20 protein-coding genes and 1 pseudogene are annotated in these 25,598 nt (G+C 73.7%); 15 read left to right on the top strand and 6 right to left on the bottom strand.

Annotation, left to right across the window (positions count from 1 at the left end):
• Nucleotide 1 precedes the first annotated feature (1 nt).
• Nucleotides 2-745, bottom strand: coding sequence for an SDR family NAD(P)-dependent oxidoreductase (locus tag ACYU96_RS12075; protein ID WP_460753491.1), 744 nt, complete (start codon nucleotides 743-745; stop codon nucleotides 2-4).
• A 47-nt stretch (nucleotides 746-792) separates the two neighbouring features.
• Between ACYU96_RS12075 and ACYU96_RS12070 the strand changes: the two genes are divergently transcribed.
• Nucleotides 793-1,338: a MarR family winged helix-turn-helix transcriptional regulator gene (locus tag ACYU96_RS12070; protein WP_460753489.1), complete on the top strand. Its 546-nt coding sequence runs from the start codon at nucleotides 793-795 to the stop codon at nucleotides 1,336-1,338.
• Between the two features lie 107 nt (nucleotides 1,339-1,445).
• On the opposite strand, the gene ACYU96_RS12065 is transcribed toward ACYU96_RS12070, so the two are convergent.
• Nucleotides 1,446-1,781, bottom strand: a complete 336-nt coding sequence (locus tag ACYU96_RS12065; protein ID WP_460753487.1) for a hypothetical protein — start codon at nucleotides 1,779-1,781, stop codon at nucleotides 1,446-1,448.
• A 175-nt stretch (nucleotides 1,782-1,956) separates the two neighbouring features.
• Between ACYU96_RS12065 and ACYU96_RS12060 the strand changes: the two genes are divergently transcribed.
• On the top strand, nucleotides 1,957-4,422 hold the full coding sequence (locus tag ACYU96_RS12060; RefSeq protein WP_460753485.1) for a tetratricopeptide repeat protein: 2,466 nt from the start codon (nucleotides 1,957-1,959) through the stop codon (nucleotides 4,420-4,422).
• A 90-nt stretch (nucleotides 4,423-4,512) separates the two neighbouring features.
• Here ACYU96_RS12060 and ACYU96_RS12055 read toward each other — a convergent pair whose 3' ends face one another.
• Entirely contained in the window at nucleotides 4,513-5,190 is a 678-nt protein-coding gene (locus tag ACYU96_RS12055) for a metallophosphoesterase (RefSeq protein WP_460753482.1), read from the bottom strand.
• Between the two features lie 243 nt (nucleotides 5,191-5,433).
• On the opposite strand from ACYU96_RS12055, the gene ACYU96_RS12050 reads away from it, so the two are divergent.
• From ACYU96_RS12050 to ACYU96_RS12040, 3 genes are all read left to right on the top strand, one after another.
• Complete coding sequence (locus ACYU96_RS12050; RefSeq protein ID WP_460753480.1) at nucleotides 5,434-6,165, top strand: HAD family hydrolase; 732 nt, start codon at nucleotides 5,434-5,436, stop codon at nucleotides 6,163-6,165.
• Between the two features lie 159 nt (nucleotides 6,166-6,324).
• On the top strand, nucleotides 6,325-7,776 hold the full coding sequence (mptB, locus tag ACYU96_RS12045) for a polyprenol phosphomannose-dependent alpha 1,6 mannosyltransferase MptB (protein WP_460753477.1): 1,452 nt from the start codon (nucleotides 6,325-6,327) through the stop codon (nucleotides 7,774-7,776).
• Nucleotides 7,773-9,269 carry a hypothetical protein gene (locus tag ACYU96_RS12040; RefSeq protein WP_460753474.1) on the top strand — a complete coding sequence of 499 codons (1,497 nt, stop codon included), beginning with the start codon at nucleotides 7,773-7,775 and terminating at the stop codon, nucleotides 9,267-9,269. Before mptB ends, ACYU96_RS12040 begins: the two co-directional genes overlap by 4 nt.
• Here ACYU96_RS12040 and ACYU96_RS12035 read toward each other — a convergent pair.
• Nucleotides 9,249-10,103, bottom strand: coding sequence for a RecB family exonuclease (locus ACYU96_RS12035; protein ID WP_460753471.1), 855 nt, complete (start codon nucleotides 10,101-10,103; stop codon nucleotides 9,249-9,251). The two genes, ACYU96_RS12040 and ACYU96_RS12035, sit on opposite strands and share 21 nt — an antisense overlap.
• A gap of 97 nt (nucleotides 10,104-10,200) precedes the next feature.
• On the opposite strand from ACYU96_RS12035, the gene ACYU96_RS12030 reads away from it, so the two are divergent.
• From ACYU96_RS12030 to hisF, 10 genes and pseudogenes are all read left to right on the top strand, one after another.
• Nucleotides 10,201-11,364, top strand: coding sequence for a site-2 protease family protein (locus ACYU96_RS12030; protein ID WP_460753468.1), 1,164 nt, complete (start codon nucleotides 10,201-10,203; stop codon nucleotides 11,362-11,364).
• Between the two features lie 91 nt (nucleotides 11,365-11,455).
• Nucleotides 11,456-12,529, top strand: a complete 1,074-nt coding sequence (locus tag ACYU96_RS12025) for a tRNA (adenine-N1)-methyltransferase (protein ID WP_460753465.1) — start codon at nucleotides 11,456-11,458, stop codon at nucleotides 12,527-12,529.
• 279 nt (nucleotides 12,530-12,808) lie between these two features.
• Nucleotides 12,809-14,470 (top strand): proteasome ATPase, encoded by a 1,662-nt coding sequence (gene arc / locus ACYU96_RS12020; RefSeq protein WP_460753463.1) that lies wholly within the window; start codon nucleotides 12,809-12,811, stop codon nucleotides 14,468-14,470.
• Nucleotides 14,471-14,659: 189 nt separating this feature from the next.
• Nucleotides 14,660-16,339, top strand: a complete 1,680-nt coding sequence (gene dop / locus ACYU96_RS12015) for a depupylase/deamidase Dop (protein WP_460754612.1) — start codon at nucleotides 14,660-14,662, stop codon at nucleotides 16,337-16,339.
• Nucleotides 16,340-16,410: 71 nt separating this feature from the next.
• Nucleotides 16,411-16,608 carry a ubiquitin-like protein Pup gene (locus ACYU96_RS12010; protein WP_460753460.1) on the top strand — a complete coding sequence of 66 codons (198 nt, stop codon included), beginning with the start codon at nucleotides 16,411-16,413 and terminating at the stop codon, nucleotides 16,606-16,608.
• A gap of 57 nt (nucleotides 16,609-16,665) precedes the next feature.
• A complete protein-coding gene (gene prcB, locus ACYU96_RS12005) occupies nucleotides 16,666-17,517 on the top strand; it encodes a proteasome subunit beta (protein ID WP_460754609.1) in 852 nt (283 codons plus the stop codon).
• Nucleotides 17,514-18,203: pseudogene (prcA, locus tag ACYU96_RS12000) on the top strand (proteasome subunit alpha); the annotation flags it as partial. The gene prcB and the pseudogene prcA, both read left to right, overlap by 4 nt.
• A gap of 387 nt (nucleotides 18,204-18,590) precedes the next feature.
• Complete coding sequence (pafA, locus tag ACYU96_RS11995; RefSeq protein WP_460753457.1) at nucleotides 18,591-19,952, top strand: Pup--protein ligase; 1,362 nt, start codon at nucleotides 18,591-18,593, stop codon at nucleotides 19,950-19,952.
• Nucleotides 19,953-19,978: 26 nt separating this feature from the next.
• The gene (locus ACYU96_RS11990) at nucleotides 19,979-20,911 is read left to right on the top strand and encodes an FKBP-type peptidyl-prolyl cis-trans isomerase (protein ID WP_460753455.1); all 933 of its coding nucleotides are present in this window, start codon (nucleotides 19,979-19,981) and stop codon (nucleotides 20,909-20,911) included.
• Nucleotides 20,912-20,920: 9 nt separating this feature from the next.
• Nucleotides 20,921-21,691, top strand: coding sequence for an imidazole glycerol phosphate synthase subunit HisF (gene hisF / locus ACYU96_RS11985; RefSeq protein ID WP_460754608.1), 771 nt, complete (start codon nucleotides 20,921-20,923; stop codon nucleotides 21,689-21,691).
• Between the two features lie 37 nt (nucleotides 21,692-21,728).
• Here hisF and ACYU96_RS11980 read toward each other — a convergent pair whose 3' ends face one another.
• Complete coding sequence (locus tag ACYU96_RS11980; protein WP_460753452.1) at nucleotides 21,729-23,588, bottom strand: ABC transporter ATP-binding protein; 1,860 nt, start codon at nucleotides 23,586-23,588, stop codon at nucleotides 21,729-21,731.
• Nucleotides 23,585-25,444: an ABC transporter ATP-binding protein gene (locus ACYU96_RS11975; protein ID WP_460754605.1), complete on the bottom strand. Its 1,860-nt coding sequence runs from the start codon at nucleotides 25,442-25,444 to the stop codon at nucleotides 23,585-23,587. The genes ACYU96_RS11980 and ACYU96_RS11975 overlap by 4 nt, the downstream gene beginning before the upstream one ends.
• Nucleotides 25,445-25,598: the final 154 nt, after the last annotated feature.

Genomic DNA, 25,598 nt, shown 5'->3' with positions numbered 1-25,598 from the left:
GTCAGCGGGTCGTGTGCGCCCCGCCGTTGAGACCGAGAGTCTGGCCCGTGACGTGGCGGGAGTCCGGGGAGGCGAGGAACCAGGCCAGGCCCGCGACGTCGGCGGGCACGCCGGCGCGCGCGTCGTGAGTGGCGGCGACCAGGCGCTCGCGGCGCTCGTCGGAGAGGTGGCCGCGGAAGTAGTCGGTGTGGTCGACGAAGCCCGGCGCGATGCAGTTGGCCGTCAGGCCCAGCGGGCCGACCCGGGCGGACAGCCCGGCCGTCCACGCCTGGACGGCGGCCTTCGCCACGCCGTAGGAGCCGCCGGCGTACTCGGCGCCGATGGACCCGACCGTGACGATCGAGCCGCCGTCGACCATGGCCGGCAGCGCGCCCTCGACGGTGAGCACCGTGCTGATCAGGTTCGCCTCGAGGTTGGCCCGCCAGGCGGCGGCCGTCCGGGCGAGGCGTGCGGGCGGTGCGGTGTCGCCGGGCGCGTCGCGCGGGCTGTCGTCGAAGTCGGTGTTGCCGCCGGCCACGGCGACGACGACGGCGATCGGGCCGAGCGTCGTGACCAGGCCGGCGACGTCGTCCGGCCGGGACACGTCGCACGGGACCGGCCGGGCGCCGGTGGCCTCGGCGGCCGCCCGGAGGCGGCCGGCGTCGCGTCCGGTGATGACGACGTCGTCACCGCCCGCGACGAACCGCGCGGCGACGGCGCGGCCGATGCCGCCGGAGCCGCCGGTGACGAGGACAAGACGGGGCATGGATGCTCCTCCTGGTAGATTTAGATCTAAACGTACAGGAGGTCGACGTGGCCGAGTACCCCTTCGACGGCACGGGCGCGGTGCCCGCCGCGGACATCGCCGCGGCCTGGGACCGCGAGTTGCCCGGCGTGCCGACGTCCTCGATCGGTGTGATCACGCCGCTGTGGCGGGTGGCGAAGCTGCTCGCCGACGAACGCCGTCGGACCCTGCACCGCCTCGGGATCGACCCGGCGACGCTCGACCTGCTCAGCACCCTGCGCCGGTCCGGCGAGCCGTGGACGCTCACCACGCGCGAGCTGGCGGAACGGTGCCTGGTGACCGCGGGCGCGATCTCGCAGCGGGTGGGCCGGGCGGAGCGGGAGGGGCTGGTGACGCGGGAGTCGTCGGCGGCGTCGCGGCGGGCGGTCGCGGTGACGCTGACGGAGCGCGGGCACGAGACGGTGGCGCGGGCGGTGCGAGGGCTGCTGGCGCACGAGGAAGAGCTGGTGGCCGATCTGGTGCCGGGGGAGCGGCAGGCGCTGGGCGAGCTGGTGCAGAGGCTGGAGAAGAGTGTTCTCGCTGGTAGGGGGCAGGGCGGTGAGGAGGTCGGGTAGCCGAAGGGTCGGCACCCTGACCGTCCCCGCGCCCTCCTTGGTCCACGCCCCCGCGGCCGAGTCCGTGGCAGAGGCGTTCGAGCCGGACGGGCCCCGCGGGCAGATCCTCAGGCCGGGAACGTGTCGCGCACGTCTTCCTCGCCGTCGCCGTCCGTGTCGAGAGAGATCGACTCGACGCCGCCCGCCACGTCGTGGACGAAGTCCGGCTTGCCGTCGCCGCTGGTGTCGTACATCTCGAGGTCCGGCACGCCGTCGCCGTCATAGTCCTCGAACTGGGCGTCGACGACGCCGTCGCCGTTGGTGTCGGCGGTCTCCACGTCGGGCACGCCGTCGCCGTCCAGGTCGAACCTGCCGGGCCGGTCGGACAGGAACGCGGCTCCGTCGACTCCCGCCGCATCGCTCTGCGGGACTCCCGCGCCACGTCCTTCGTCGATCTCGGACACAGGTCTCTCCTCTTCTCGCTGCTCCCGAACCCTCGCCGGTACGAGAACGCTACCCGGCGTCACCGAGATCGTGCTGCAGGCCGGCGAGCGTGCTGCCAGATGACGCGGTTTCGCGCAACTGCTGCTTATCGCCCCATTTCTGGCAGGGACCGTGATTGTCCGCTTCACTGACGTGGTGGACCTTCGCCCCCTTGTGCAGCGCACACGGATCCCGCGTCTCTGGGCGGCCTGGGTGGCCCCCCGGCAGGAACCCCGGTCCGCCGCACACCGTGCGGAGCTCCGGGACCTGCTCCGCTGGACGAGGTCGCGGAGCCCTGTCGCGGTGCGGTTGATCACCGGGCCCGCGGGCGTCGGCAAGACGCGGCTCGCGCACGAGCTCGGGCGGCGCCTGGCCCGCCGCCGCTGGACGGTGCTGCACGTCCGGACGGACGAGGACGCCCGCGCGGCCCTCGAGGCGCCGGCCGACCGCCGCCTCCTGGTGGTCGACGACGCCGACACCTTCCCCGCACTGCGCGCGCTCCTCCTCGGCATCGCACGGCAGGGCCACGACCGGACCCGCGCCCTCCTGCTCGCCCGCGGTACGACGGTCTGGCGGGACCGCCTGGAGCACGGCGCGCCCGCCCTGCGCGACCTGCTCTGCGCCTCGCCGGTCCGCGAGCTCCCAGTCGACGAGCCGACGGACGCCCCGGAACGACCCGTGACCGACGCCGTCCCGGGCGCGGGCACGGGTGTCGGCGCGGCCGGCCTCGATCTCGTCACGGCGATGCTCCTGGGTACCGAGGACGGCACCGGCGCGCCGGGACCGGCGTCGTCCCCGCAGGCCGGCGAGCGGATGGTCGAGCGCGCGCTCGCCCAGGCCCCGCGGTTCGCCGAGCGGACCACGACCGGCCTGAGCCCGGGGCAGGCGGTCCGTGCGGCCCGGCTGCTGGCGAAGGTCGCGTCGTCGGGCATGCGGCACGAGTCGGGCGACGCGGTGGCCGACGCCTACGCCCGCGTGACCGCGCAGCTCCCCGACGAGGCCGCCGTGCTCGAGACGTTCGCCTGCCACCCGCACTACCTGGCCGGCACCTTCATGCGTGCGCGGGTGGCGCTCGCCGAGCGGGCCGTCGCGCTGCTCGACGACGACCCGGACCGGCAGGCCGCGGCCCACCTCGTCATGGCCGACGCCCTCAAGTACGACGCCGACTACGCCCGGGCCCTCGACGCCACGGACGCGGCCCTGCGGCTCCTCGCCGGCACCCCGGCGGACGCTACCGCGACCCCCACCGTGCCCGGCCCCGCCGCCCCAGGAGCCACCGCCCCGAGCCCTGCTCGCGCACCCGCCGTCGCCGCGGCCCGCGCGCTGCGGGGCACCCTGCTGTGGTTCCGCGGACGCCTCGACGAGGCGCTCGAGGACGAGCTCGCCGGCGCCGGGGCGTACCGCGGGCTCGCCGCCGCGGACCCCGTCCGGTACCGGCCGGCGCTCGCGCAGTCCGCGATGAACATCGGCAGCACGCTCTCCGAGCTCGGGCAGGCGCAGGACGCGCTGGCGGCGTCGGACGAGGGCGTCGAGCTGGCCCGCACCGTGTCCGACGACGAACCGGCGCAGATCCGCCCGCTGCTCGCCAAGGGGCTGTGGAACCTCGGCAAGCGGCACGCCGAGCTGGGCGCCGCCGACGAGGCCCACCGGTGCACGCTGGAGTCGGTGGCGACCTGCCGGGAGCTCGTGCGGCACGACCCCTACCGCTACACCCCCGACCTGGCCAGCGCCCTGTCCTACCTCGGGGCGCGCCTGAGCGAGCTGGGCAGGCTCGCGGAGGCCGCCCGCGCCACCGCCGAGGCGCTCGAGCTGCGCCGCGGCCTCGCCGACCAGCACGACGGCTACCTGCCGTTCGTCGCCCAGACGCTGTCGAACCTCGGCATCCTGAACGCGCAGCTCGGCCGGCGCCGCCTGGGCCTGGAGCGCGAGCGGGAGGCCGTCGCGATCCGCCGCCGGCTCGCGGCGTCGAACCCGGACCGGCACCTGCCGGACCTGGCCGCCTCCCTGTCCAACCTCGGAGTCACGCACTCGGCCCTCGGGAACGTCTCCGAGGCGCTCGCGGCGGAGGACGAGGCCACCGGCATCCTCCGCGAGCTCGCGGCCGTCCATCCCGAACGGCACCTGCCCGGCCTGGTGAAGTCGCTGTCGAACCTCTCCTCGCGGCTCGCGGAGAACGACCGCACGCCGGACGCCGTCGACCCGGCGGAGGAGGCGGTGGGCGCCAGCCGGCGGCTGACCGAACGCGGGGGGCACCAGCACCTGCCGGTGCTGGGCGTCTCGCTGACGAACCTCGCGGGGACGTACGCGGACGTCGGGCGGTACGACGCCGCGACCGCCGCCGCGCAGGAGGCCGCGGACGTGCTCGACGACCTCGCCGCGGCGCAGCCCGAGACGTACGAGCCGGACCTCGCGCTCGCGCTGACGAACCTCGCCGTCGCGCGCGCCGGCGCCGGGGACGTCGAGGCGGCGCTCGCCGGGGCGCGGCGCGCGGCCCGGATCCGCTCCCGGCTGGCGCGCGGGAACCCGACCCGCTTCCAGGAGCACTCCGAACGGTCGGACGAGCTCCTGCGGACGCTCGAGGCGGCCCGCGCGGAGGCGTCCTCCGAGCAGATGCGTCCCTAGCCCGCGGGTAGGGGACGACGGCGAGGTAGGGGCGAGTGCTCACGTAGGGGCGTGGGGAGCGCCCCCTGGCGCCTACCTGAGCACTCGCCCCTACCTCACGCTCGTGCCTACCCGCGCGATCGCTTGGCCCGTGGGGCGCGTCCAGGGGAGCGGCTCCAGGTCGCGCGGGCCGTCGTCGACCATCGCGGCGAGCGTCTCGGCCGCGACCGGGCGCCCGGCCCACGCGTCGACGCCGACGTTGAGCTGCCGGTCCCGCTGCCGCCACGTGTCGTGCACGTGACCGTGCAGCACCCAGCCGCCGTCGTCGGCGGGGCGGTGCTCGACGTAGCGGTCCGCGCCGTGGGAGTCACCGGTGAACGGGAAGTGGGAGACCGCGGCGGCGTGGCCGGCGACCGGGAAGCGGCCGGGCTCGTCGAGGATCTCGGCGAAGCCTGCCCCCAGGTAGCGGGCGCGGGCCTGCTCGCGGCGGGCGGCGCGGCCCTCGTCGGATCCCTTGCGCAGGCTGCGGTCGCCGGACCAACAGCGGTCGTGGTTGCCCGGCACCAGGATCTTGTGCCCGGCCAGCCGGCCGATCCAGGACAGGGAGTCGTCGAGGGCGCCGAGGGCGACGTCGCCGAGCACCCAGACCGTGTCCTGCTCGGACACGGTGTCGTTCCAGAGCTCTGCGAGGCGCGCGTTCATCTGCCCGACCCCGTCGAACGGGCGGTCGCAGAAGCGGATGATGTTGAGGTGCCCGAAGTGCATGTCGGACGTGAAGTAGGTCGTCATGTCGGGTCCCATTCAACCGTGCCGTGGGGTGTCGGTGCCTTCCCCACCCACTCGTGCCAGCAGTCCGTCCGTGCTGTCCAAGGAGTCCAGCCCGACGTGCGCCCAGCAGCCGCGGCACGTCGGAGGCGGTCCGGCTGGTCCGCCGGCCGCCGGCACGGACACCTGCTCGTCGCCCGGGCGTCACGTGCCGGTGCCGGATGGTCAAGTACGCTCCTGACGCACATCGATCGACGCACGCGAGCTGTGGGAGTCACCCTGAACACCGTCACTGGCCATGAGTCCGCAGGTCGACGCGACCGTCCGGCACTCTCGCTGCCGAAGGCCGTCCTGTTCGACATGGACGGGACCCTCGTGGACACCGAGCCCTGCTGGATCGCCGCCGAGCAGGAGCTCACCCGGGCTCACGGCGTCACCTGGACGCACGAGGACGCGATGCGGCTCGTAGGGCAGCAGCTCCTCGTCAGCGCGGGGATCCTGCGGGACGCGGGCGTGCCGATGGCGCCGGCGGACATCGTCGACTGGCTCGGGGCCCGGGTGCGGGCCCGGGTCGCGCAGGAGGTGCCGTGGCGGCCGGGCGTGCTGCCGCTGCTCGCCGCCCTGAACGAGGCGGGCGTGCCCTGCGCGATCGTGACGATGTCCTACCGCGAGCTGGCCGAGGGCGTCGCCGACGGCGCGCCGGACGGCACGTTCGCGACCATTGTCCCCGGCGACGAGGTCACGCACGGCAAGCCCCACCCGGAGCCGTACCGTACCGCCGCCGCGCGGCTCGGCGTCGCGCCCGAGGACTGCGTCGCCATCGAGGACTCGCCCGTCGGCATCCGGTCCGCGCTCGCGAGCGGCGCCCGCACGCTCGGCGTCGAGGCGGTCGTCCCGGTCGAGGAGCGTCCCGGCCTGAGCCGTCTCCGCTCGCTCGACGGTGTCGGCCTGGACCTCATCTCCCGCATCGCCGCCGGCGAGGTCGTCGACCGCTACTGACGTCGGCCCGCAGGCCCTGACCGGTGTCCGCCCCGACCGCCACGGCATGGCGGCGTCACCGCCCGGATCACAGCGTGTTCTCGGTCCGGACACGCAGGATTGTCGTGCTGTTCGTGCGCACGTCGGCACCGCGTACCGGCCCGGCCATATCTTTCGAGCGTGCTGACCCGTGGCGTCGTCGGAAGCGTGCTGGTCCTGCTCGGAGGGCTGGTGGTCTCCGCACTGCCCGACTCCGCGGCGATCCTGGCGGGCGAGCCGCTGGCCTCCCTGCGCGCGCACACCGCGGGCAGGATGGCGGGCCTCGGCGTCGTGCTGCTCGGACTGGGCCTGCTCGCCGGCGCTTGGCTGGCGTTGTGCCGGGCGGTCGCCGGTGCCGAAGGAGCGCAGCGGGCCGCGGCGCTCGCGCTCGTCCGCCGGGCCACGGTGCTGTGGTCCCTGCCGCTGCTGGTGGCCCCGCCGCTCTTCTCCCGCGACGGCTGGTCGTATGCCGCGCAGGGGATGCTCGTCCAGGTCGGGCTGTCGCCGTACGAGTACGGCCCGGGGGCGCTCGCCGGACCGGTCGCGGAGGCCGTCGACCCCCGCTGGATGGAGACGCCCGCGCCGTACGGTCCCCTGCCGCTGATCGTGGGCGACCTCGGCGCCGGCCTGACCGGCAACCCGTGGGTGCTCGTGGTGGGACACCGGATCGTGGCTCTCGCCGGACTGGCTCTGCTGGCCTGGGCGGTGCCGAGGATGGCCGGTTGGACGGGCGTCAACCCGGCCCTGGCCTCCGCCCTCGTGCTCGTCTCGCCGCTGATGATGGCCAACGGCGTCGGAGGTCTGCACAACGACCTGCTGATGGTGGGCCTGATGGCCGCCGCGCTGGTGGCCGCCGTCGAGCACGGCTGGGTCCCCGGAGCCGTGCTCGGTGGCCTGGCCGCGGCCGTGAAGCTGCCCGGCGGACTGATCTGCGTGGTGGTCGTCCTGGTCACGCTCCGCGCCGGCGCGCTCCTCGTCGACCGGTTGCACCGCCTGCTGCTGGTCGCCGCGGTCTCGATCGGGACCCTGGTCGGAAGCGGCGTCCTGTGGGGTCTCGGCGTCGGCTGGGTCTCGGCGCTGGGCGTCCCGGCCAGCATCGACACCCTGCTCTCGCCGCCGACCGTCGTCGGCCGCACCCTCGACTGGATGGCCGGGACGCTCTGGACCGGGTTGGAGCCGGACCTGTTCCGGGACCTGCTCCGGCAGCTCGCCATGGTCGCCCTGCTCGCGTTCGCCGGATGGACCGCCCTGCGCCGGCCGACCGGGGACGCGGCGGACGGGGTCCGGGGAGCCGCGCTGCTCGTCGGCGCCATGCTGCTGCTCAGTCCCGTGGTGCACCTGTGGTACTTCCTCTGGCTGATCCCCTTCCTGGCGCCGCTCAGGCTGTCGCGCGCCGGCACGACGGCGGTCGTCGCGGTCGTGGTGCTCACCGGCCTGGTAGCGCCGCTGGACTCGTCGCTGCACGGTGCCTACCTGTTCATCATGGTGGGAGCCATGTCCGTCGCGATCCTGATGACGGTGCTGCTGCTGACACGGCACGGCCGGGAACGGCTCCGCAACATCGCCGACGCCGACCTGATCCGGCTCCCGTGACCCGCTCCCTCGTCCGGCTCCTGGCGGACCCGCACCGCGCGGCGGTCGGCGCGGCGGTCGTGTCCGCGGTCCTGCTGTCGCTGACCGTCCTGCTCACCGACCCGCCTTATGCCACCGGCGACGAGCCGGTGCACGTGGACTACGCCTACCAGGTGTGGCACGGCGGGCTCCCCGTCTTCGAGGAGGGCCTCCGGCTCCGGCCCGACGGCGCTCGCCTGGCCCCCGTGCAGTGGACCGCCCAGCACCCGCCGTTGTTCTACCTGCTCGTCTCCTGGCTCGTCGGACCGCTCGCCGACGCCGGTCACCCCGTGGCCGCGGTGTACGCCGCCCGCACGGTGAACCTCCTGCTGGCCGGCGGGCTCGTGCTCGCGGCCTGGTGGAGCGCAGGCCGGATCTGCCGCCCGGGGAGCGTGCTGCCGCAGCTCGTGGCCCTGCTGGCCGGCCTGGCGGCCGTCGTCGCCCACGCGGGAGGGACAGCCTTCAACGACCTGGTCGCCACCCTCTGCGTGACCACGATGTTCGGCGTGGGCGCGACGGCGATCCGGCGTGGCCTCGCCGCGCGGCTCGTCGTCGTCCTGTGCCTGCTGGCGGCGGCCTGCTCGCTGTCCCGGCTGTCCGCGGCGCTCGTCGCCGTCGTCGTGGGGGCGTTCGTCGTGGCGGCCGGGACCGTGCGGGCCGCGCAGCGGCGGGGAGGGTGGGCTCCGGTCGTGGCGCTGGCGCTCGGTGGGCCGGCGACGGCGCTGGCCGCCTCCGGCTGGTTCTACGCACGCAACCTGGCCCTCACCGGGAACTTCCAGGGGTCCCACTTCGACTGGGCGCTCGCGAACCAGGACCGCGTCGTGCGGCCCGTGTGGCAGGTCGTGCTCGACCCGGTCACCTGGGCCCGCCTGCCCGACTTCTTCTGGTGGGCAGGCCGTGTCCCCCCGACCACGCCCTACTCGGCGACGACCCTGGTGGTCACGGCGACCCTCCTCGTCTGGACCCCGCTGGTCGTCGCCCTGCTGACGCACCGTCGCCGCCGTGGGGGCACGCCGGTCCACGACGACCGAGAGCGTCCGGCTGACCGGTGGCTGGTCGCCCTGCTGCCGTGGACGGCCGTCGTCGTCTCCGCCTCTGCGCAGGTGCTGTACGCCGCCGAGGGCGGCGGGATGTACCCGAGATATCTGCTCCCCGTCGTGCTCCCCGTGCTCCTCGGCGTGGCCGCCGGGCTCGCGCGGCGGCCACGGCTGCTCGTGCCGCTGTGGGCCGCGGTCGCGACGGGTGATCTCGTCAGCTGGCTCGTCGCCGAGCTGACCACGCCGGCGGAGCCAGGACTCTACGCGGAGCCCGTGCCGCTCGCGGCCATGGCGGGCTTCCTGGGCGTGTGCGGCGTGCTCGGCGCGACGTGGGCCACGCTGCGCACCTTCCGGCCTACGGTCACCGTCGCACCGGAGCGCCCGATCCTGCCGGCGAGAGCGGGACGGCCCGCGGGCCTACGAGATCCCGAGCCGTAGCTCGACCGCGCCCTCCGGGATCTCCGGCGGGGTGCCCCCGAAAGCCGGGCACACCGACCGGTGCGCGCACCAGTCGCACAGCTTGCTGGGCCGGGGCTCCCACGTCTCGCTGCGGGCCGCCTTCTCGATCTCGGACCAGACCCAGCGCACCTTGCGCTCGGCGCCCTCGAGCTGTTCCCGCGTGGGCTCCGCGCGCAGGATCTGCCCGTCGCCCAGGTAGACCAGCTGCAGCAGCTTCGGCACCACGCCGCGCTCCCGCCACAGCACGAGCCCGTAGAAGCGCAGCTGGAAGAGCACCTTCTCCTCGAAACGGGGCTTGGGGGAGCGGCCCGTCTTGTAGTCCACGACCCGCAGCGCGCCGTCGTCGGGCCTCACGTCGAGGCGGTCCACGATGCCGCGCAGCAGCGGCCCGTCCGGCAGCCGCGTCTCCACCTTCAGCTCCCGTTCCGCCGGCTCCAGGCGGTTCGGGTCCTCCAGCGTGAAGTAGGTGCTCACCAGACGGCCCGCGCCGTCGAGCCAGTTGTCCAGGCCCTCCGACTCGGCGTCGCCGCCCGGTGCGAACAGCTCCTTCACGCGCGGGTCGGTCTCCCGCAGCTTCTCCCACTCGACGGGCAGCAGCGCCTGCGCGGCCGCGGGCGTGCGCTCGCCCAGCGGCGCGTCGTACAGCCGTTCCAGCACCGAGTGCACCAGCGTCCCGCGCGTCGCCGCCGACGACGCCGGTTCCGGCAGCCGGTCCACGGTCCGTAGCCGGAACAGCAGCGGGCACTGCAGGAAGTCGCTCGCACGGGACGGGGACAGCGCCGGCGGGCGGGACGGAGGTGCGATCACGGTCATGGCGCCAACCCTAGGGGGAGACACTGACAACGACCGGTTGTCCACAGGCGCGTCGTCCGGTCGCGATGCGGCCCGCACCGGCGGATACGCTGTGCCGGTGAACACCACGCCACCGGCACGCCCCGCACCCCCGCGCTCCCGTGGCTGGACGCTCGGGCGCATCGCGGGCGCGCCCGTCATCGTGACGCCCTCCTGGTTCGTCGCCGCGGCGGTGCTCACCCTCGTCTTCGCCCCGGTCGCCCAGAGCCAGATGCCGGACCTCGGCGCCACCGCCTACCTCGTGGCCGCGGCGTTCGTGCTCATGCTGTTCGGGTCCGTGTTCCTGCACGAGGTGGCCCACGCGCTCGTCGCCCGCGCCCGCGGGCAGGAGGTCCACGAGCTCGCCATCACGCTCTGGGGCGGCCACACCGCCTACTCCGGAGGTCTTGCCCGGCCGCTGGACGGCATCCTGGTCGCCGTCGTCGGGCCGCTGACCAACATCGTGCTCGCGGGCGGCCTCTGGTTCGCGTTCCTCGCCCGGTCCGCCGACGGGCTCGACGTCCCCGCCCTCCTCCTGTTCGCCGGCGCGTTCTCCAACGCGTTCGTCGGCGTCTTCAACCTGCTGCCCGGCCTTCCGCTGGACGGCGGCCAGATCCTCGAGGCCGTCGTCTGGGCCGTCACCGGGTCCCGCAGCCGGGGCACGATCGTCGCCGGCTGGACCGGACGTCTCATCGCGGTCGGCGTCCTCGTCTGGGCACTGGTCGTCCCGTTCCTCGACGGGTTGCGGCCGGACCTCAACAGGGTGCTGTGGTCGGTGCTCGTGGCCGCCTTCCTCTGGGCCGGTGCGAGCAGCGCCATCGCCGCCGGCCGGCGGCGCGAGGCCGTCGCCTCGCTGCGGGCCGGGAGCCTCGCCGCCCAGGTCGTGACCGTCCCGATCGGCTCCACCGTGGCGGCCGCGCTCGCCGTCCGGCCGTCCGCCGAGCCGGGTCGGGTGGCGCCGCGCGTCGTCGTCGTGGGCCACGACGACGTGCCGCTGGCGGTCCTCGACGACGACGCCGTGGAGTCGGTCCCGCCCGAGGCGCGCGAGCGGACCCAGGTCGACGCCGTCGCCGTGCCGTTCGTGCCCAGGAGCTCCGTCGGCCCTGACGTCGCCGGCCAGGACCTGCTGCGGCACCTGGCCGCGTCGTCGGGCGGCGCCCGCCTGGTCCCGGTGGTCGACGGTGACCGGGTGACCGGTGTCCTCGACCTGGCCTCGGTGGCGAGGGCGGTCCGCAAGGCGTAGGGCCGCGGTGGCGTCGATCGCGACGGACCCGGGCCTGCTGTCGCCCGAGCCCGCGGGCCCTGCCTGCCGCGCGCACGTAGGATGGTCCGTCGTGACTTCTCCGACCCACGAGCGTGCCGCGCAGCCCGGCGGCCCCGACCAGAACCGCCCCACGGCGACCGGCGCCGACGTGCGTCGTGGCCCGTTCCGCGAGGGCGACAAGGTGCAGCTGACCGACCCCAAGGGGCGGATGCACACCATCACCCTCAAGCCCGGTGCCACGTTCCACACCCACAAGGGCTACTTCAAGCACGAGGAGCTCCTCGGCAGGCCCGAGGGCTGGGTCGTCACGAACACCGCCGAGGTCGAGTACCTGGCGCTGCGCCCGCTGCTGAACGACTACGTGCTGTCGATGCCGCGCGGGGCCGCCGTCGTCTACCCGAAGGACGCGGGCCAGATCGTCACCATGGCGGACATCTTCCCGGGGGCCCGGGTGGTGGAGGCGGGCGTCGGGTCGGGCGGCCTCACGCTCTCGCTGCTCCGGGCGGTCGGCGACACGGGCGAGCTGCACTCGATCGAGCGGCGCGAGGACTTCGCCGCGATCGCGAGCGGCAACGTCGAGACGTTCTTCGGTGGTCCGCACCCGGCGTGGCACCTGCACACGGGCGACCTCGCCGAGCGCCTGCCCGACGTCGCCGGGCCCGGCACCGTGGACCGGGTCGTGCTGGACATGCTCGCCCCGTGGGAGAACCTCGACGTCGTCGCCGACGCGCTCGTGCCCGGCGGCGTGCTGATCTGCTACGTCGCGACGGCCACGCAGCTGTCCCGCACCGCCGAGGACCTGCGGGCCGGGGGCCGGTTCGCGGAGCCGTCCGCGTTCGAGACCATCGTGCGTGGCTGGCACCTGGAGGGCCTCGCGGTGCGCCCGCAGCACCGGATGGTCGGTCACACCGGCTTCCTCATCACCGCGCGGCGCCTGGCCGACGGCGTCGCCCCGCCCGAGCGCCGGCGCCGCCCCGCCAAGGGCGCCAAGACGGTGCGCGCGACGGCGGACGGCGCGGCCGCGGACCAGGCCGTCGACGCCGGGTGGGCGGACGAGTGGACCGACGACGTGCTCGGCGAGCGAGAGGTCTCCGCCAAGAAGATCCGGCGCGTGCGCCGCGAGGTCGGCAAGCCCGAGGAGTGACCCGGCGCCGCCGGGCCGGGCCGGGCCGGGCCGGGGTGGAGGGTGAAGGGGCTTCCCACGGGCTGAGACGGCGCCGGGTCCGCCAAGAGCGAACACCTCTTTCGCGGACGTACGCCCGGGACCACGCGCCACGTGAACGGCGCGTAACGATCAGGTACCTGCGCCGTCTCGGACGGGCGTTCTACCTCCCGGAGTGTCAGACACTGCGCCTACAGTGCTGTTCTCGGAGGCGGTTCGCGTCGTAGGGTCGCCTTCCGGGCCCTACCGAGAGGGGAAGCCATGACCGAGAACTCAGGTGGATACAACCTTCCCGATAACGGATCGATGCCGAATCGCGACTACGAGCGTCAGATTGCCCTCCTCTCCGCAAAGAACGAGCGCCTTGCCGAGGCGCTCCGAGCCGCTCGCGACCAGATCGTCGAGTTGAAGAAGCAGCTGGACGACCTGGCCAAGCCGCCGGGCACGTACGCCACCTTCCTGGGGGCGCACTCCGACGGATCCGTGGACATCTCCTCGTCGGGCCGCAAGATGCACGTGGCGGCCAGCCCGAGCCTGGACGTGACCCGGCTGAGCCCGGGCCAGGAGGTCAAGCTCAACGAGGCGATGACGGTGGTGGCCGCCGGGGACTACGAGACCACCGGCGAGCTCGTCACCGTCAAGGAGCTGCTCGGCGCCGACCGGGTGCTCGTCGTCGGCCGTGCCGACGAGGAGCGCGTGGTGCGCCTGGCCGGCTCCGTCGCCGACGAGCCGCTCCGGGTCGGTGACTCGCTCACCGTGGACACCCGCAGCGGCTTCGTCTTCGAGGTGGTGCCCAAGTCCGAGGTCGAGGAGCTCGTCCTCGAGGAGGTCCCGGACATCGACTACGCCGACATCGGCGGGCTCGGCCCGCAGATCGAGGCCATCCGCGACGCCGTGGAGCTGCCCTTCGCGCACCCGGACCTGTTCCGGGAGCACGGGCTGCGCCCGCCCAAGGGCGTCCTGCTGTACGGCCCGCCCGGCTGCGGCAAGACCCTCATCGCGAAGGCGGTGGCGCACTCCCTGGCCGGGATGGTCGCGAAGGCCAGCGGTGGCGACCCGGCGGCGAAGAGCTTCTTCCTCAACGTCAAGGGCCCGGAGCTGCTCAACAAGTACGTGGGCGAGACGGAGCGACACATCCGTCTCATCTTCGCCCGCGCCCGGGAGAAGGCCTCCCAGGGTATGCCGGTCGTCGTGTTCTTCGACGAGATGGAGTCCCTGTTCCGCACCCGTGGCACGGGGCTGTCGTCCGACGTCGAGACCACGATCGTGCCGCAGCTCCTCGCGGAGATCGACGGCGTCGAGCGGCTCGACAACGTCATCGTCATCGGCGCGTCCAACCGTGAGGACATGATCGACCCGGCGATCCTCCGCCCGGGCCGGCTCGACGTGAAGATCAAGATCGAGCGGCCGGACGCCGAGGGGGCCAAGGAGATCTTCGCGAAGTACCTCACCCAGGACCTGCCCATCCACGCCGAGGACGTCGCCGAGTACGCGGGCAACACGGCCGCGGTGCTCGACGGGATGATCACCTCGGTCGTGGAGCGCATGTACTCCGAGGACGAGGAGAACCAGTTCCTCGAGGTCACGTACGCGTCCGGGGACAAGGAGACCCTGTTCTTCAAGGACTTCAACTCCGGCGCCATGATCGAGAACGTCGTGGACCGGGCGAAGAAGAACGCGATCAAGGACTTCCTGTCCACCGGTCAGAAGGGCATCCGGGTCGACCACCTGCTGTCCGCGTGCGTCGACGAGTTCCAGGAGAACGAGGACCTGCCCAACACCACCAACCCCGACGACTGGGCGCGGATCAGCGGGAAGAAGGGCGAGCGCATCGTCTTCATCCGCACCATCGTCCAGAAGAAGGGCGAGGGCGCGGCACCCCGCACCATCGACACGGTCCAGAACACCGGCCAATATCTCTGACCTGGGGATACGAGGCTCGGTGGTGAGGTTCGCGGTGACCCGGGACCGGGCCGGTCGGAGAACGACCCGACCGGTCCCGGGCCCCCGGGCCCGTGGCGAGGACCGAGGACGCGAGGTGCGAGCGCCCGCAGGGCTGAACCCGGCGGCTCCGGACAACATAGTGTGGGTGATGTGAGCGTGCGTCGCGTGATGGGAATCGAGACCGAGTACGGAGTGCTGCAGCCGGGTCGTCCGCTGGCGAACCCGATGCTGCTGTCGAGCCAGGTGGTGACGACGTACCGGGCCCTCGCGGACCGGGACGCCGCCGCCCACAGCAGGGCGCGCTGGGACTACGACGACGAGGACCCGCTGCAGGACGCCCGCGGGTTCCGGCTCGAGCAGGCCTCCGCCCACCCGTCGATGATCACGAACGACCCGGCGCTCCCGGCGCCGTCGGGCCCGAGCACCGGCCAGGTGCCGGTCGTCGGCGGTGGCCGGCCCGGCACGGGGCAGATCCCGATGGTGCGCGGCGGGCACGGCTCGCCGCCGCAGGACGTGGAGCGCCCGGCCACCGAGGAGTACGACGACCCGAGCGCGGCCAACGTCATCCTCACCAACGGGGCGCGGCTCTACGTGGACCACGCGCACCCGGAGTACTCGTCGCCCGAGGTCACCAACCCGGTGGACCTCGTGCGGTGGGACGTCGCGGGGGAGCGGGTCATGCTCGCTGCGGTCCGCGCGCTGGCCGGCGTCCCGGGCAGCGAGACGGTGCTGTACAAGAACAACGTGGACGGCAAGGGCGCCAGCTACGGCACCCACGAGAACTACCTGGTGGACCGGTCGCTGTCGTTCGCGACGCTGTCCGAGCTCATCACGCCGTTCCTCGTGACCCGGCAGGTGTTCACCGGGTCGGGCCGGGTGGGCCTCGGCGCGACGGGCGGGCAGGCCGGCTACCAGCTCTCCCAGCGTGCGGACTACATCGAGGCCGAGATCGGCCTGGAGACGACGCTGCGCCGGCCGATCGTGAACACCCGCGACGAGCCGCACGCGGACCGGCAGCGCTGGCGCCGCCTGCACCTCATCCTCGGCGACGCGAACTGCATGGAGGTGCCCACCTACCTCAAGACGGGGACGACGTCGCTGGTCCTGTGGGTGCTGGAGCACCTGACCGAGCTCGGTGAGGCCGGTGTGGACGCCCGCAAGCAGCTCGGCGCCCTCCGGCTGGCGGACCCGGTGGCCGCGGTCCAGCAGGTCTCGCGCGACCTGGACCTGGCGGAGCCGCTGGACCTGGCCGACGGCCGGACCATGACGGCGCTGGAGATCCAGGGGGAGTGCGCCGACGTGGTCACGCGGTCGCTCAAGGCACTGGGCAGCGACCCGGACTCCGACGCGGTGCTGGAGCGCTGGACGTCGCTGCTGGAGCGGCTGGCGACGGACCGGGCGTCCTGCGCGCGCGAGGTGGAGTGGATCGCGAAGCTGCGGCTGCTGGAGGGCCTGCGTCGGCGCGACGGGCTGGCCTGGGACCATCCCCGCCTGCACGCCATGGACCTGCAGTGGTCGGACGTGCGGCCGGAGCGCGGGATCTACCACCGGCTGCTGGCCAAGGGCGCCGTCGAGCGGATCGTCGACGAGCGCTCGGTGGCGCGCGCCGTCGCCCACCCGCCCGTCGACACGCGCGCGTACTTCCGCGGCGAGGTGATGGCGCGCTACGGCGACCAGGTCTCGGCGGCGAGCTGGGACTCGGTGATCTTCGACGTCGGGGGCCGGCAGACGCTGCAGCGGGTCCCGATGCTGGATCCGGCGCGGGGAACAGAGGCGATCGTCGGGCCGTTGCTGGAAGCAAGTCCCGATGCCATGACTCTTTTGCGGAGACTTTCCGGCGAGGGATAATTCGCAAAGTGCTCGTAAGGTCCTAGGCTGGCGAGAGCAGCGGCAGCCGTGAGTAATACCAGGAGGCGATCATGGCCGGTCAGGAACGTATCAATCCGTCACACGAGGACCGCACCCCCGACGACGACGCCGCAGACGCCCCGGCCCCCGCGGGGCAGTCGCAGCAGCGCGACGACGAGGTCGACGAGCTGCTGGACGAGATCGACGACGTGCTCGAGACGAACGCCGAGTCGTTCGTCCGTGGCTTCGTGCAGAAGGGTGGCCAGTAGTTGGACGGCTTCGGAGGCGGCCCGGCCGGCCGCGGTCACGGACTCCCGGACGCGTTCATGCGCCCGGGATCGTCATCGTTCTTCGAGTTCCTCGCCGAGCACGCGCCCGACCGCATGCCGGGCGTGAGCCTGGTCGGCCGCCCCGGCGCGTACGGTGCGCCGGATCACGGCGTCGGGCACCGGGGCGACCTGACGCCGCACGCCACCACGATCGTGGCGGTGACGTTCGGCGACGGGTCGCCCGGTGACGGCGGGCGTGCCGGCGGCGGCGTCGTCATGGCCGGTGACCGGCGTGCGACGTCCGGGCCGATGATCGCCAGCCGGTCCATCGAGAAGGTGTTCCCCGCCGACGAGTACTCCGCGGTGGGGATCGCCGGTGCGGCCGGGATCGGCATCGAGCTGGTCAAGCTCTACCAGCTCGAGCTCGAGCACTACGAGAAGATCGAGGGCTCTCTCCTGTCCCTCGAGGGCAAGGCGAACCGACTGGCCACGATGCTGCGGGGCAACCTCCCGATGGCGATGCAGGGCCTGACGGTCGTGCCGCTGTTCGCGGGGTACGACCTGGAGCGGGGCAAGGGCCGGATCTTCTCGTACGACCCGACCGGAGGCTGCTACGAGGAGCAGGAGCACCACGGCATCGGCTCGGGCTCGCTGTTCGCCCGCGGTGCCCTGAAGAAGCTGTGGCGGCCCGACCTGGGGGCGGCCGGCGCGGTCGCCGTCGCCGTCGAGGCGCTGTACGACGCGGCCGACGACGACTCCGCCACGGGCGGCCCCGACACGGTGCGCAGGATCTTCCCCGTCGTGTCCACGGTCACCGCGGACGGCTACTCGCGGCTGCCCGACGACGACGTCGCCGCCGTCGCCGAGCAGATCGTCGCCCAGCGGCGCGAACGGGGGTACCTCGCATGAACATGCCCTTCTACGTCTCGCCCGAGCAGCTCATGAAGGACCGGGCGGACTTCGCCCGCAAGGGGATCGCCCGCGGGCGGTCCGTCGTCGTCCTCGCGTACGACGACGGGATCGCCTTCGCCACCGAGAACCCGTCCCGCGCGCTGCACAAGATCTCCGAGATCTACGACCGCATCGGGTTCGCGGCCGTCGGCAAGTACAACGAGTTCGAGAACCTGCGCGTCGCCGGCGTGCGGTACGCCGACCTGCGCGGCTACACGTACGACCGCTCGGACGTCACGGCCCGCGGGCTGGCGAACGCGTACGCGCAGATCCTCGGCAACGTGTTCATCACCGAGTCCAAGCCGCTGGAGGTGGAGCTCGTCGTCGCCGAGGTCGGCCGGACCGCGGAGGACGACCAGATCTACCGGCTCACCTACGACGGCACCGTCGCGGACGAGCACGGCCATGTCGTCATGGGCGGCCAGGCCGAGCAGCTCGGCCGCAAGGTGGGCGAGGGCTGGCGCGCGGACATGCCGCTCGGGGAGGCGCTGCGGCTCGCGGTGAAGGTCCTCGGGTCGTCCGACGGCGCCACGGCACGGACCATCGAGCCGGGCCAGCTCGAGGTGGCGGTCCTGGAGCGGGCGCGCCCGCGCCGCGCGTTCCGCCGCCTGCCGAAGCAGACTCTGGCCGACCTGCTGGCCGAGGCGCCGGACGGAGGCACGCCGGACGACGCGAAGGACGAGGGCGCGAAGGACGACGCGGAGGGCGAGGGCGCGAAGGACGACGCGGAGGGCGACGGCACGCCGGACGGCGACGTGAAGAACGGCGACACGGGGGACGGCAGCTCCGGGGACGCGGGCGGGACCGCGACACCGCAGGCCACCGAACCGACGGAGCCCGAGCAGCCGACGCCCGAGCCGACGCCCGAGCAGCCGCCGTCCGAGCAGCCGCCGTCCGCCGGGAAGCCGGACGCGGAGGACGGGACCCCCGAACCGCCGCGCGACGGACCGTCCGAGGAGCCGCCCCAGGACTGATCGCGTTCCAGCCGCCACCCACCGACCACCGCACGCACCGATGAGGGAGGGACCGCCATGGATCGCAGGATCTTCGGACTGGAGACCGAGTACGGCGTCACCTGCGCCGCCGAGGACGGGCGCGGCCTCTCGGCCGACGAGGTCGCCCGCTACCTGTTCCGCAAGGTCGTGGCGTGGGGACGCAGCTCCAACGTGTTCCTGCGCAACGGCTCGCGGCTGTATCTCGACGTCGGGTCGCACCCGGAGTACGCGACGGCCGAGTGCGACGACGTGCGGCAGCTGGTCGCCTACGACCGGGGCGGCGAACGCATCCTGGAAGGGCTGGTCGCGGACGCGCAGCAGCGCCTCGAGCACGAGGACCTGCCCGGCCGGATCCACCTGTTCAAGAACAACACGGACTCGGCCGGCAACTCCTACGGCTGCCACGAGAACTACCTCGTGCGCCGCGGCGGCGACTTCGCCCGGCTGAGCGACGTGCTGGTGCCCTTCCTGATCACCCGGCAGGTCCTGGTGGGCGCGGGCAAGGTGCTGGCCACGCCGCGCGGGGCCGTGTTCTGCCTGTCGCAGCGGGCCGACCACATCTGGGAGGCCGTCTCGTCGGCGACCACCCGGTCGCGGCCGATCATCAACACCCGCGACGAGCCGCACGCCGACGCCGAGCACTACCGCCGGCTGCATGTCATCGTGGGCGACTCGTCGATGGCGGAGCCGACGACGATGCTCAAGGTCGGGACCACCGACCTGGTGCTGCGGCTCGTCGAGGCAGGCCTGCCGATGCGGGACCTCAGCCTGGAGAACCCGATCCGGGCGATCCGCGAGATCAGCCACGACCGCACCGGCAAGCACCCGGTCACGCTCGCCAACGGCCGGTCCATGACCGCCGTCGAGATCCAGACCGAGTACTACGAGCGGGTGCGGGACTTCGTGGAGAGCCACGCCGACCCGACACCGGTGGTCAAGCAGGTGCTCGACCTGTGGGAGCGGGGCCTGCGGGCGCTGGAGAGCGGTGACCTGTCGCTGGTGGACCGCGAGCTGGACTGGGTGATCAAGCTGCGCCTCATCGAGCGCTACCAGGCCAAGCACGGCCTGGAGCTGGACGACCCGCGGATCGCGCGCCTCGACCTGGCATACCACGACATCTCCCGGACCGAGGGCCTGTACAACCTGCTCGCCGCGCGCGGCATGGTGGAGCGCGTCACGACCGACCTGGAGATCTTCGAGTCGACGGCGGTCCCGCCGCAGACGACGCGCGCGAAGCTGCGCGGCGACTTCGTGCGGGCCGCGCAGGACGCCCGCCGCGACTACACGGTCGACTGGGTACATCTGAAGCTCAACGACCAGGCGCAGCGCACCGTGCTGTGCAAGGACCCGTTCCGCAACGTCGACGAGCGGGTGGAACGCCTCATCGAGTCCATGTAGCCCGAGCTTCCGGATACCATCGGCGGGTGCCCCGCCGTCTGCTCGCCGTCCTCGCGTCCGCCGGGCTCGCCGTCCTCGCCGGGTGCGCGCCGGCCTCCCTGCCGATCGAGGTCGGCCCGTCGCCGACCGGGACCGCCTCGCAGGCGCCGCTCGACATCGACGGACCGCAGGGGCAGCCGCCGCGGCTGAAGTACGAGAAGCCGTTCGGCGTGCTGCGCCCGGCCACGCGGACCGTGTGGCCGGGCACCGGCGAGCGGCTCGAGCGGGACGGCCCGGTGCTGCTGAACGTCTACGCGGAGGACGGCCGCGACGGGAGCGAGCTGCAGAACACGTTCCGCAGCGCGCCCGCGCCCTACCGCATGGCGGAGAGCTCGCTCGGCAACCATCTGTTCGAGGCGCTCCGCGGCAAGCGGGTCGGCGCCCGGGTGATGCTGATGGAGGCGGACACGGCCGGCGGCGAGGAGGTGCCGGTGCTCCTCGTGGTCGACGTGCTGCCGACGCACGCGGAGGGTACCGAGCTGCCGGACCCGCCCGCGGGCCTGCCGCAGGTGACCCGGGACGAGCTCGGCGAGCCCACCGTGAAGGTCCCGCGGGGGGACCCGCCGGGTGACCTGGAGGTCGTGCCGCTCGTCCAGGGCAGGGGGCCGCAGGTGCGCGAGGGGCAGGTCGTCACGGTCGAGCTGCACGCCGTGACCTGGTCGGACGGCAAGGTGGTGGAGTCCACCTGGGAGGAGGACGCCCCGCCGCGCTCGGCGCAGGTCGGGATCGGGGCGCTGATCGAGGGCTGGGACGCCGGGCTGGTCCAGCAGCCCGTCGGCTCGCAGGTGATGCTGGTGGTCCCGCCCGACATGGCGTACGCGGGCACGGAGAATCCGCTGGCCGGCGAGACGCTGGTGTACGTGATCGACATCCTGGACGCGCACCGGCCCGTCCAGGACGGTCAGCCCGACGAGAAGTAGGGAATGAAGATGTCTGTCGCGATCCGCGTGATCCCGTGCCTCGACGTCGACGCCGGACGCGTCGTCAAGGGGGTCAACTTCCAGCACCTGCGCGACGCCGGCGACCCGGTCGAGCTCGCCGCCCGGTACGACGCGGAGGGCGCGGACGAGCTGACGTTCCTCGACGTCTCGGCGTCCGCCGCGGGCCGCGACACGACCCTGGACGTGGTGCGGCGCACCGCGGAGCAGGTGTTCGTGCCGCTCACGGTGGGCGGTGGCGTCCGGTCCGCCGACGACGTCGACCGGCTCCTGCGAGCCGGGGCGGACAAGGTCGGGGTGAACACCGCGGCCATCGCGCGGCCCGGGCTGATCTCCGAGATCGCGCAGCGGTTCGGCTCGCAGGTCCTCGTGCTGAGCGTGGACGCACGCCGCGTCACCGGCGCGACCACGACCCCGTCGGGCTACGAGGTCACCACGCACGGCGGGCGCGAGGGCACCGGGACCGACGCCGTGGAGTGGGCCGAGCGGGCGGCGGCCCTGGGCGCGGGGGAGATCCTGCTGAACTCGATGGACGCCGACGGCACGGCGTCGGGCTTCGACCTGGAGATGCTGGCCGACGTGCGCGAGCGGGTCCGCGTCCCGCTGATCGCCTCGGGCGGGGCGGGCACGCCGGCGGACTTCGTCGCGGCGGCGCGCGGCGGCGCGGACGCCGTCCTGGCGGCGAGCGTGTTCCACTTCGGCGACCTGACGATCGGCCAGGTCAAGGACGAGATGCGGGCCGCGTCCCTGGAGATCCGCTGACACCGAGCAGGGGTCCACGGGACCGGCCCGCCGCCGGTCACCTCGTCTGGGAGACCCAGCTGGCGTGCATGCGGGCGTAGGTGCCGCCCGCCGCGACCAGCCGGGCGTGCGGGCCCGTCTCGACGATCTCGCCGTCGTCCACGACGACCACCAGGTCCGCCGCCTCGGCCGTGGAGAGCCGGTGTGCGATCGTGATGGTCGAGCGGCCCGCCGTCAGGGAGTCGAGGGCGCGGGCGATCCGCACCTCGGCCGCCGGGTCGACCGCCGACGTCGCCTCGTCCAGGACCAGCAGGTCGGGGGCCGCGAGGAACGCCCGCGCGATCGCGACGAGCTGCCGTTCGCCCGCGCTGAGCGCCTCGCCGCGCTGCCCGGTGCGGGTGTCGAGCCCGTCCGGCAGCGTCCGGACCCAGTCGGACAGCCCCAGCTCCTGGAACGCCTCGGTGACGACGGCGCGGACCGCCGCGGGGTCGTCACCGGACACGCCCGCCGCCGGGCGCAGCCCGTACGCGGCGTTCTCCAGCACCGTCCCGTCGAACAGGAACCCCTCCTGCGGCACGAGGACCACCCGTTCGCGCAGCGACGCGAACGACACCTGCCGCAGGTCGGTCCCGTCGAGCTCGACCGCCCCGCCGACCGGGTCCATGAGCCGCGTCACCAGCTTGGCGATCGTCGTCTTCCCGGAGCCGGTCTGCCCGACGACGGCGACCTTGGTGCGCGGCGGCAGGTCGAGCGACACGCCGTGCAGCACGTCGGGCCCGCCCGGGTAGGCGAACCGCACGTCGCGGAGCGTCACGCGGGCCGGGCCGCGCGGCAGGTCCACGGCGTCCGGCGCCTCGGTCACCTCGACCGGCGTCTCGACGACGGCGATGACGCGGCGCCAGCCCGCCACCGCGTTCTGCATCTCGTTGAGGATCTCCGTGCCCATCTGCACCGGGCCGGTGAACAGCTGCACGAGGAACAGGAACGCGACGACCTCGCCGGCCGTGAGCGCGCCGCCGATGCCGAGCCACGCGCCCAGCACGACCACGACGGCCAGCACCAGGTTGGCGACGAGCACACCCGACGAGAACACGAGCGCGACGAGCTCCATCGAGCGCCGCTGCGCCCGCCGGGTCGCCTCGACGGCCTGGGAGACGCGCCGCCCGGTCCGCTCGGACACGCCGTACGCGCGGACCGTCTCGGCGCCGACGACGGACTCGCTGATCGCCCCGAGCATCGCGCCCACCCGCTCGCGCACCAGGGTGTAGGCGGCGTTCACCTTGCGCTGCCCCACCCGCATGAACAGGAACATCGGCACGAAGCACACCCACACCACGACCGTCAGCACGGGCGAGTACCAGGCCATCAGCGCCGTGGCGACGAGGATCTGCAGGATGCTGACCAGCAGCATGATCCCGCCCCACTGCACGAACAGCGAGATCGTGTCGACGTCGTTCGTCACGCGTGCGACCAGCGCCCCGCGCCGCTCCGTGTTCTGCGTGAGCGTCGACAGGTCGTGCACGTGCCGGAACGCGCGGGTGCGCAGCGTCGCCAGCCCGGCCTCCGTGGCGCGGAACAGGCGCACGTTGACCAGCGCCGCGCACACCCCGGCGAGCACGAGGCCCACCGCGGCGAGCACCGCGAGCGTGACCACGCGTCCCGCGTCCGGCCCGCCCGAGGCGAGGATGCCGTCGTCGATGGTGCTCTGCACCGCGAGCGGCACCACGACCTTGCCGCCCGCCGCGAGCACCGCCAGGCCGAGCGTGATCCACGCCCCGTCCAGCATCTGAGGGGAGAGCTGGATGCCGCGCCGCAGCGTCGCGAGCACCCCGAGGCTGCTCACCGACTCGATGCGGGCGCCGTTGGCGTCGAGCTCGTCCTCCGAGACCTTCCCGGGCTCCGCCGTCGTGGTGCTCATCGGGCAGCCTCCTGCAGCGCGTCGTCGTTGCCGGCCTGGTCCGCGGCCTGCTCGCGGCGTTCCGCCTCGGCCTGGTAGGCAGTGGCGAGCTCGCGGTAGCCGGGGTCCCGGGCCATGAGGTCGTCGTGGGAGCCGACCGCGGCGACGCCGCCGTCGGCGAGGTGCACCACCGTGTCGGCGAGCGCCACCGAGCTCATCCGGTAGGCGACCATGAGGACCGTGGTGGCGCGGCTGCCCTGCTCGGAGAGCCCACGCAGGATCGCCTGCTCGACGCGCGGGTCGACGGCGCTCGTGGCGTCGTCGAGCACGAGCAGCCGTGGCCGGCGGACCAGGGCGCGCGCGATGGCGAGCCGCTGGCGCTGGCCGCCCGAGAGGTTGGCGCCGCGCTCGCCGAGCGGGGCGTCGAGCCCGTCGGGGTGGGCACGGACCGTGTCGTCGAGCCGGGCGAGACGCAGGGCGTCCCACACCTCGTCGTCCGACGGCGCGCCGGGCGCGCCCGGGTCCGCGAGCGTGACGTTGCCGCGCACGGTGTCCTCGAAGACGAACGTGCTCTGCGTGACGAGGGCGACCCGCGCGGGGATCTCGCCGTCGGCGAGGTCGCGGGCGTCGGTGCCGTCCAGCAGGACGCGGCCGCGCGTGGGGTCGGACAGCCGCGCGAGCAGCGAGACGAGCGTGGTCTTCCCGGCCCCGGTGGGCCCGACGACGGCGACGGTCGCGCCCGGGGGCACCTCCAGGTCCACGCCGTCCAGCAGCGTGCGGACCCCGGTCCCGGTGCCCGTGGCCCCGACGTCGACCCCGACCTGCTCGAACCGTACGCCCAGGCCGCTCTCGGACGCGGTCATCCGGCCGGTGCCGTGGGCGAGCTCCCCGGCGGCGTCCACGACGTCCGAGATCCGGTCGTACCCGACGAGCGCGCGCGGCAGCTCGCCGAGCACCCAGCCGAACGCCATGAGCGGCACCGTCATCATGGTGAGCAGATAGGCGGCGCTGACGACGTCGCCGGCGTCGACGTCGCCGGACGTCGCGCGCCAGGTGCCGACCGCCAGCACCACCAGCGTGCCGACGGCCGGGAGGTTCTGGATGACCGGGTCGAAGATCGCGCGCACCACGCCGACGCGCACGTTCGCGACGCGCAGCTCGTCGGCCGTGGCGCCGAAGTGGGTCTCCTCGCGCTCCTCCGTGCCGAGGGCCTTGACCAGCAGCGCGGCCTCGAAGGACTCGTGCGCGACGTCGGCGACGTCGCCGCGCAGCCGCTGGGCGCGGGTGACGGCCGGGGACATGTAGCGCTGGTAGATCGTGTTCGCCACGACGGTGACCGGGAAGATCACCAGGGCGGCGACGGCCAGCCACGTGTCGATCGAGAAGAGCATCACCATGGCGGTGGCGATCATGACGACCACGCCGAGCGCGAACGGCAGCGGGTTGAAGACGCCGTTCGCCGCCTCCGCGTCGGAGGTGGTGTGGTTGAGGAGCTGACCGGCCGGGTGCGCGCGGTGCCAGGAGACCGGCAGGCGCAGGTACTGGGTGGTCAGGGCGCTGCGGTGGTCGGCGATGTTGTTCGCGAAGCCGTAGCCGGCCCACACGCGGCGCCCGGCGACGGACAGCGCGAGCGTGAGCGCGACGACGCCGAGCAGCGTGCCGGCCACCCAGATGCCGCCCCGGGCGTCCTCGTCGCCCGCGATCGCGGGCACGACGACGGTGTCGGTGGCCCAGCCCACGGCGCGGCTCACGCCCACGGTCATGGCGCCGAACAGCGCCGACGCGGCCACGGCCAGGACGTAGGTCCCGGGGTGGGCTCGCATGCCCCGCCACATCAGGACGAGCGACCGGCGCGTGCGCGAGCCGGAGAGCATCATCGGGCGGGGATGGCGTCCGGGCCGGTGGACGGAGCCGGGGTCACCGGCGGCGTCCGAGGACGTGGCTCTGGGCGCGGCTGAGGGCACGGCGGGTCCTCGTTTCGGTCGGGGGATGAATGGATCTTCTCATGGCCCGGGAAACGATTCGAGACCT

It is taken from the genome of Myceligenerans cantabricum (assembly GCF_054777735.1).
This window is presented reverse-complemented; position numbering and strand designations above follow the sequence as displayed.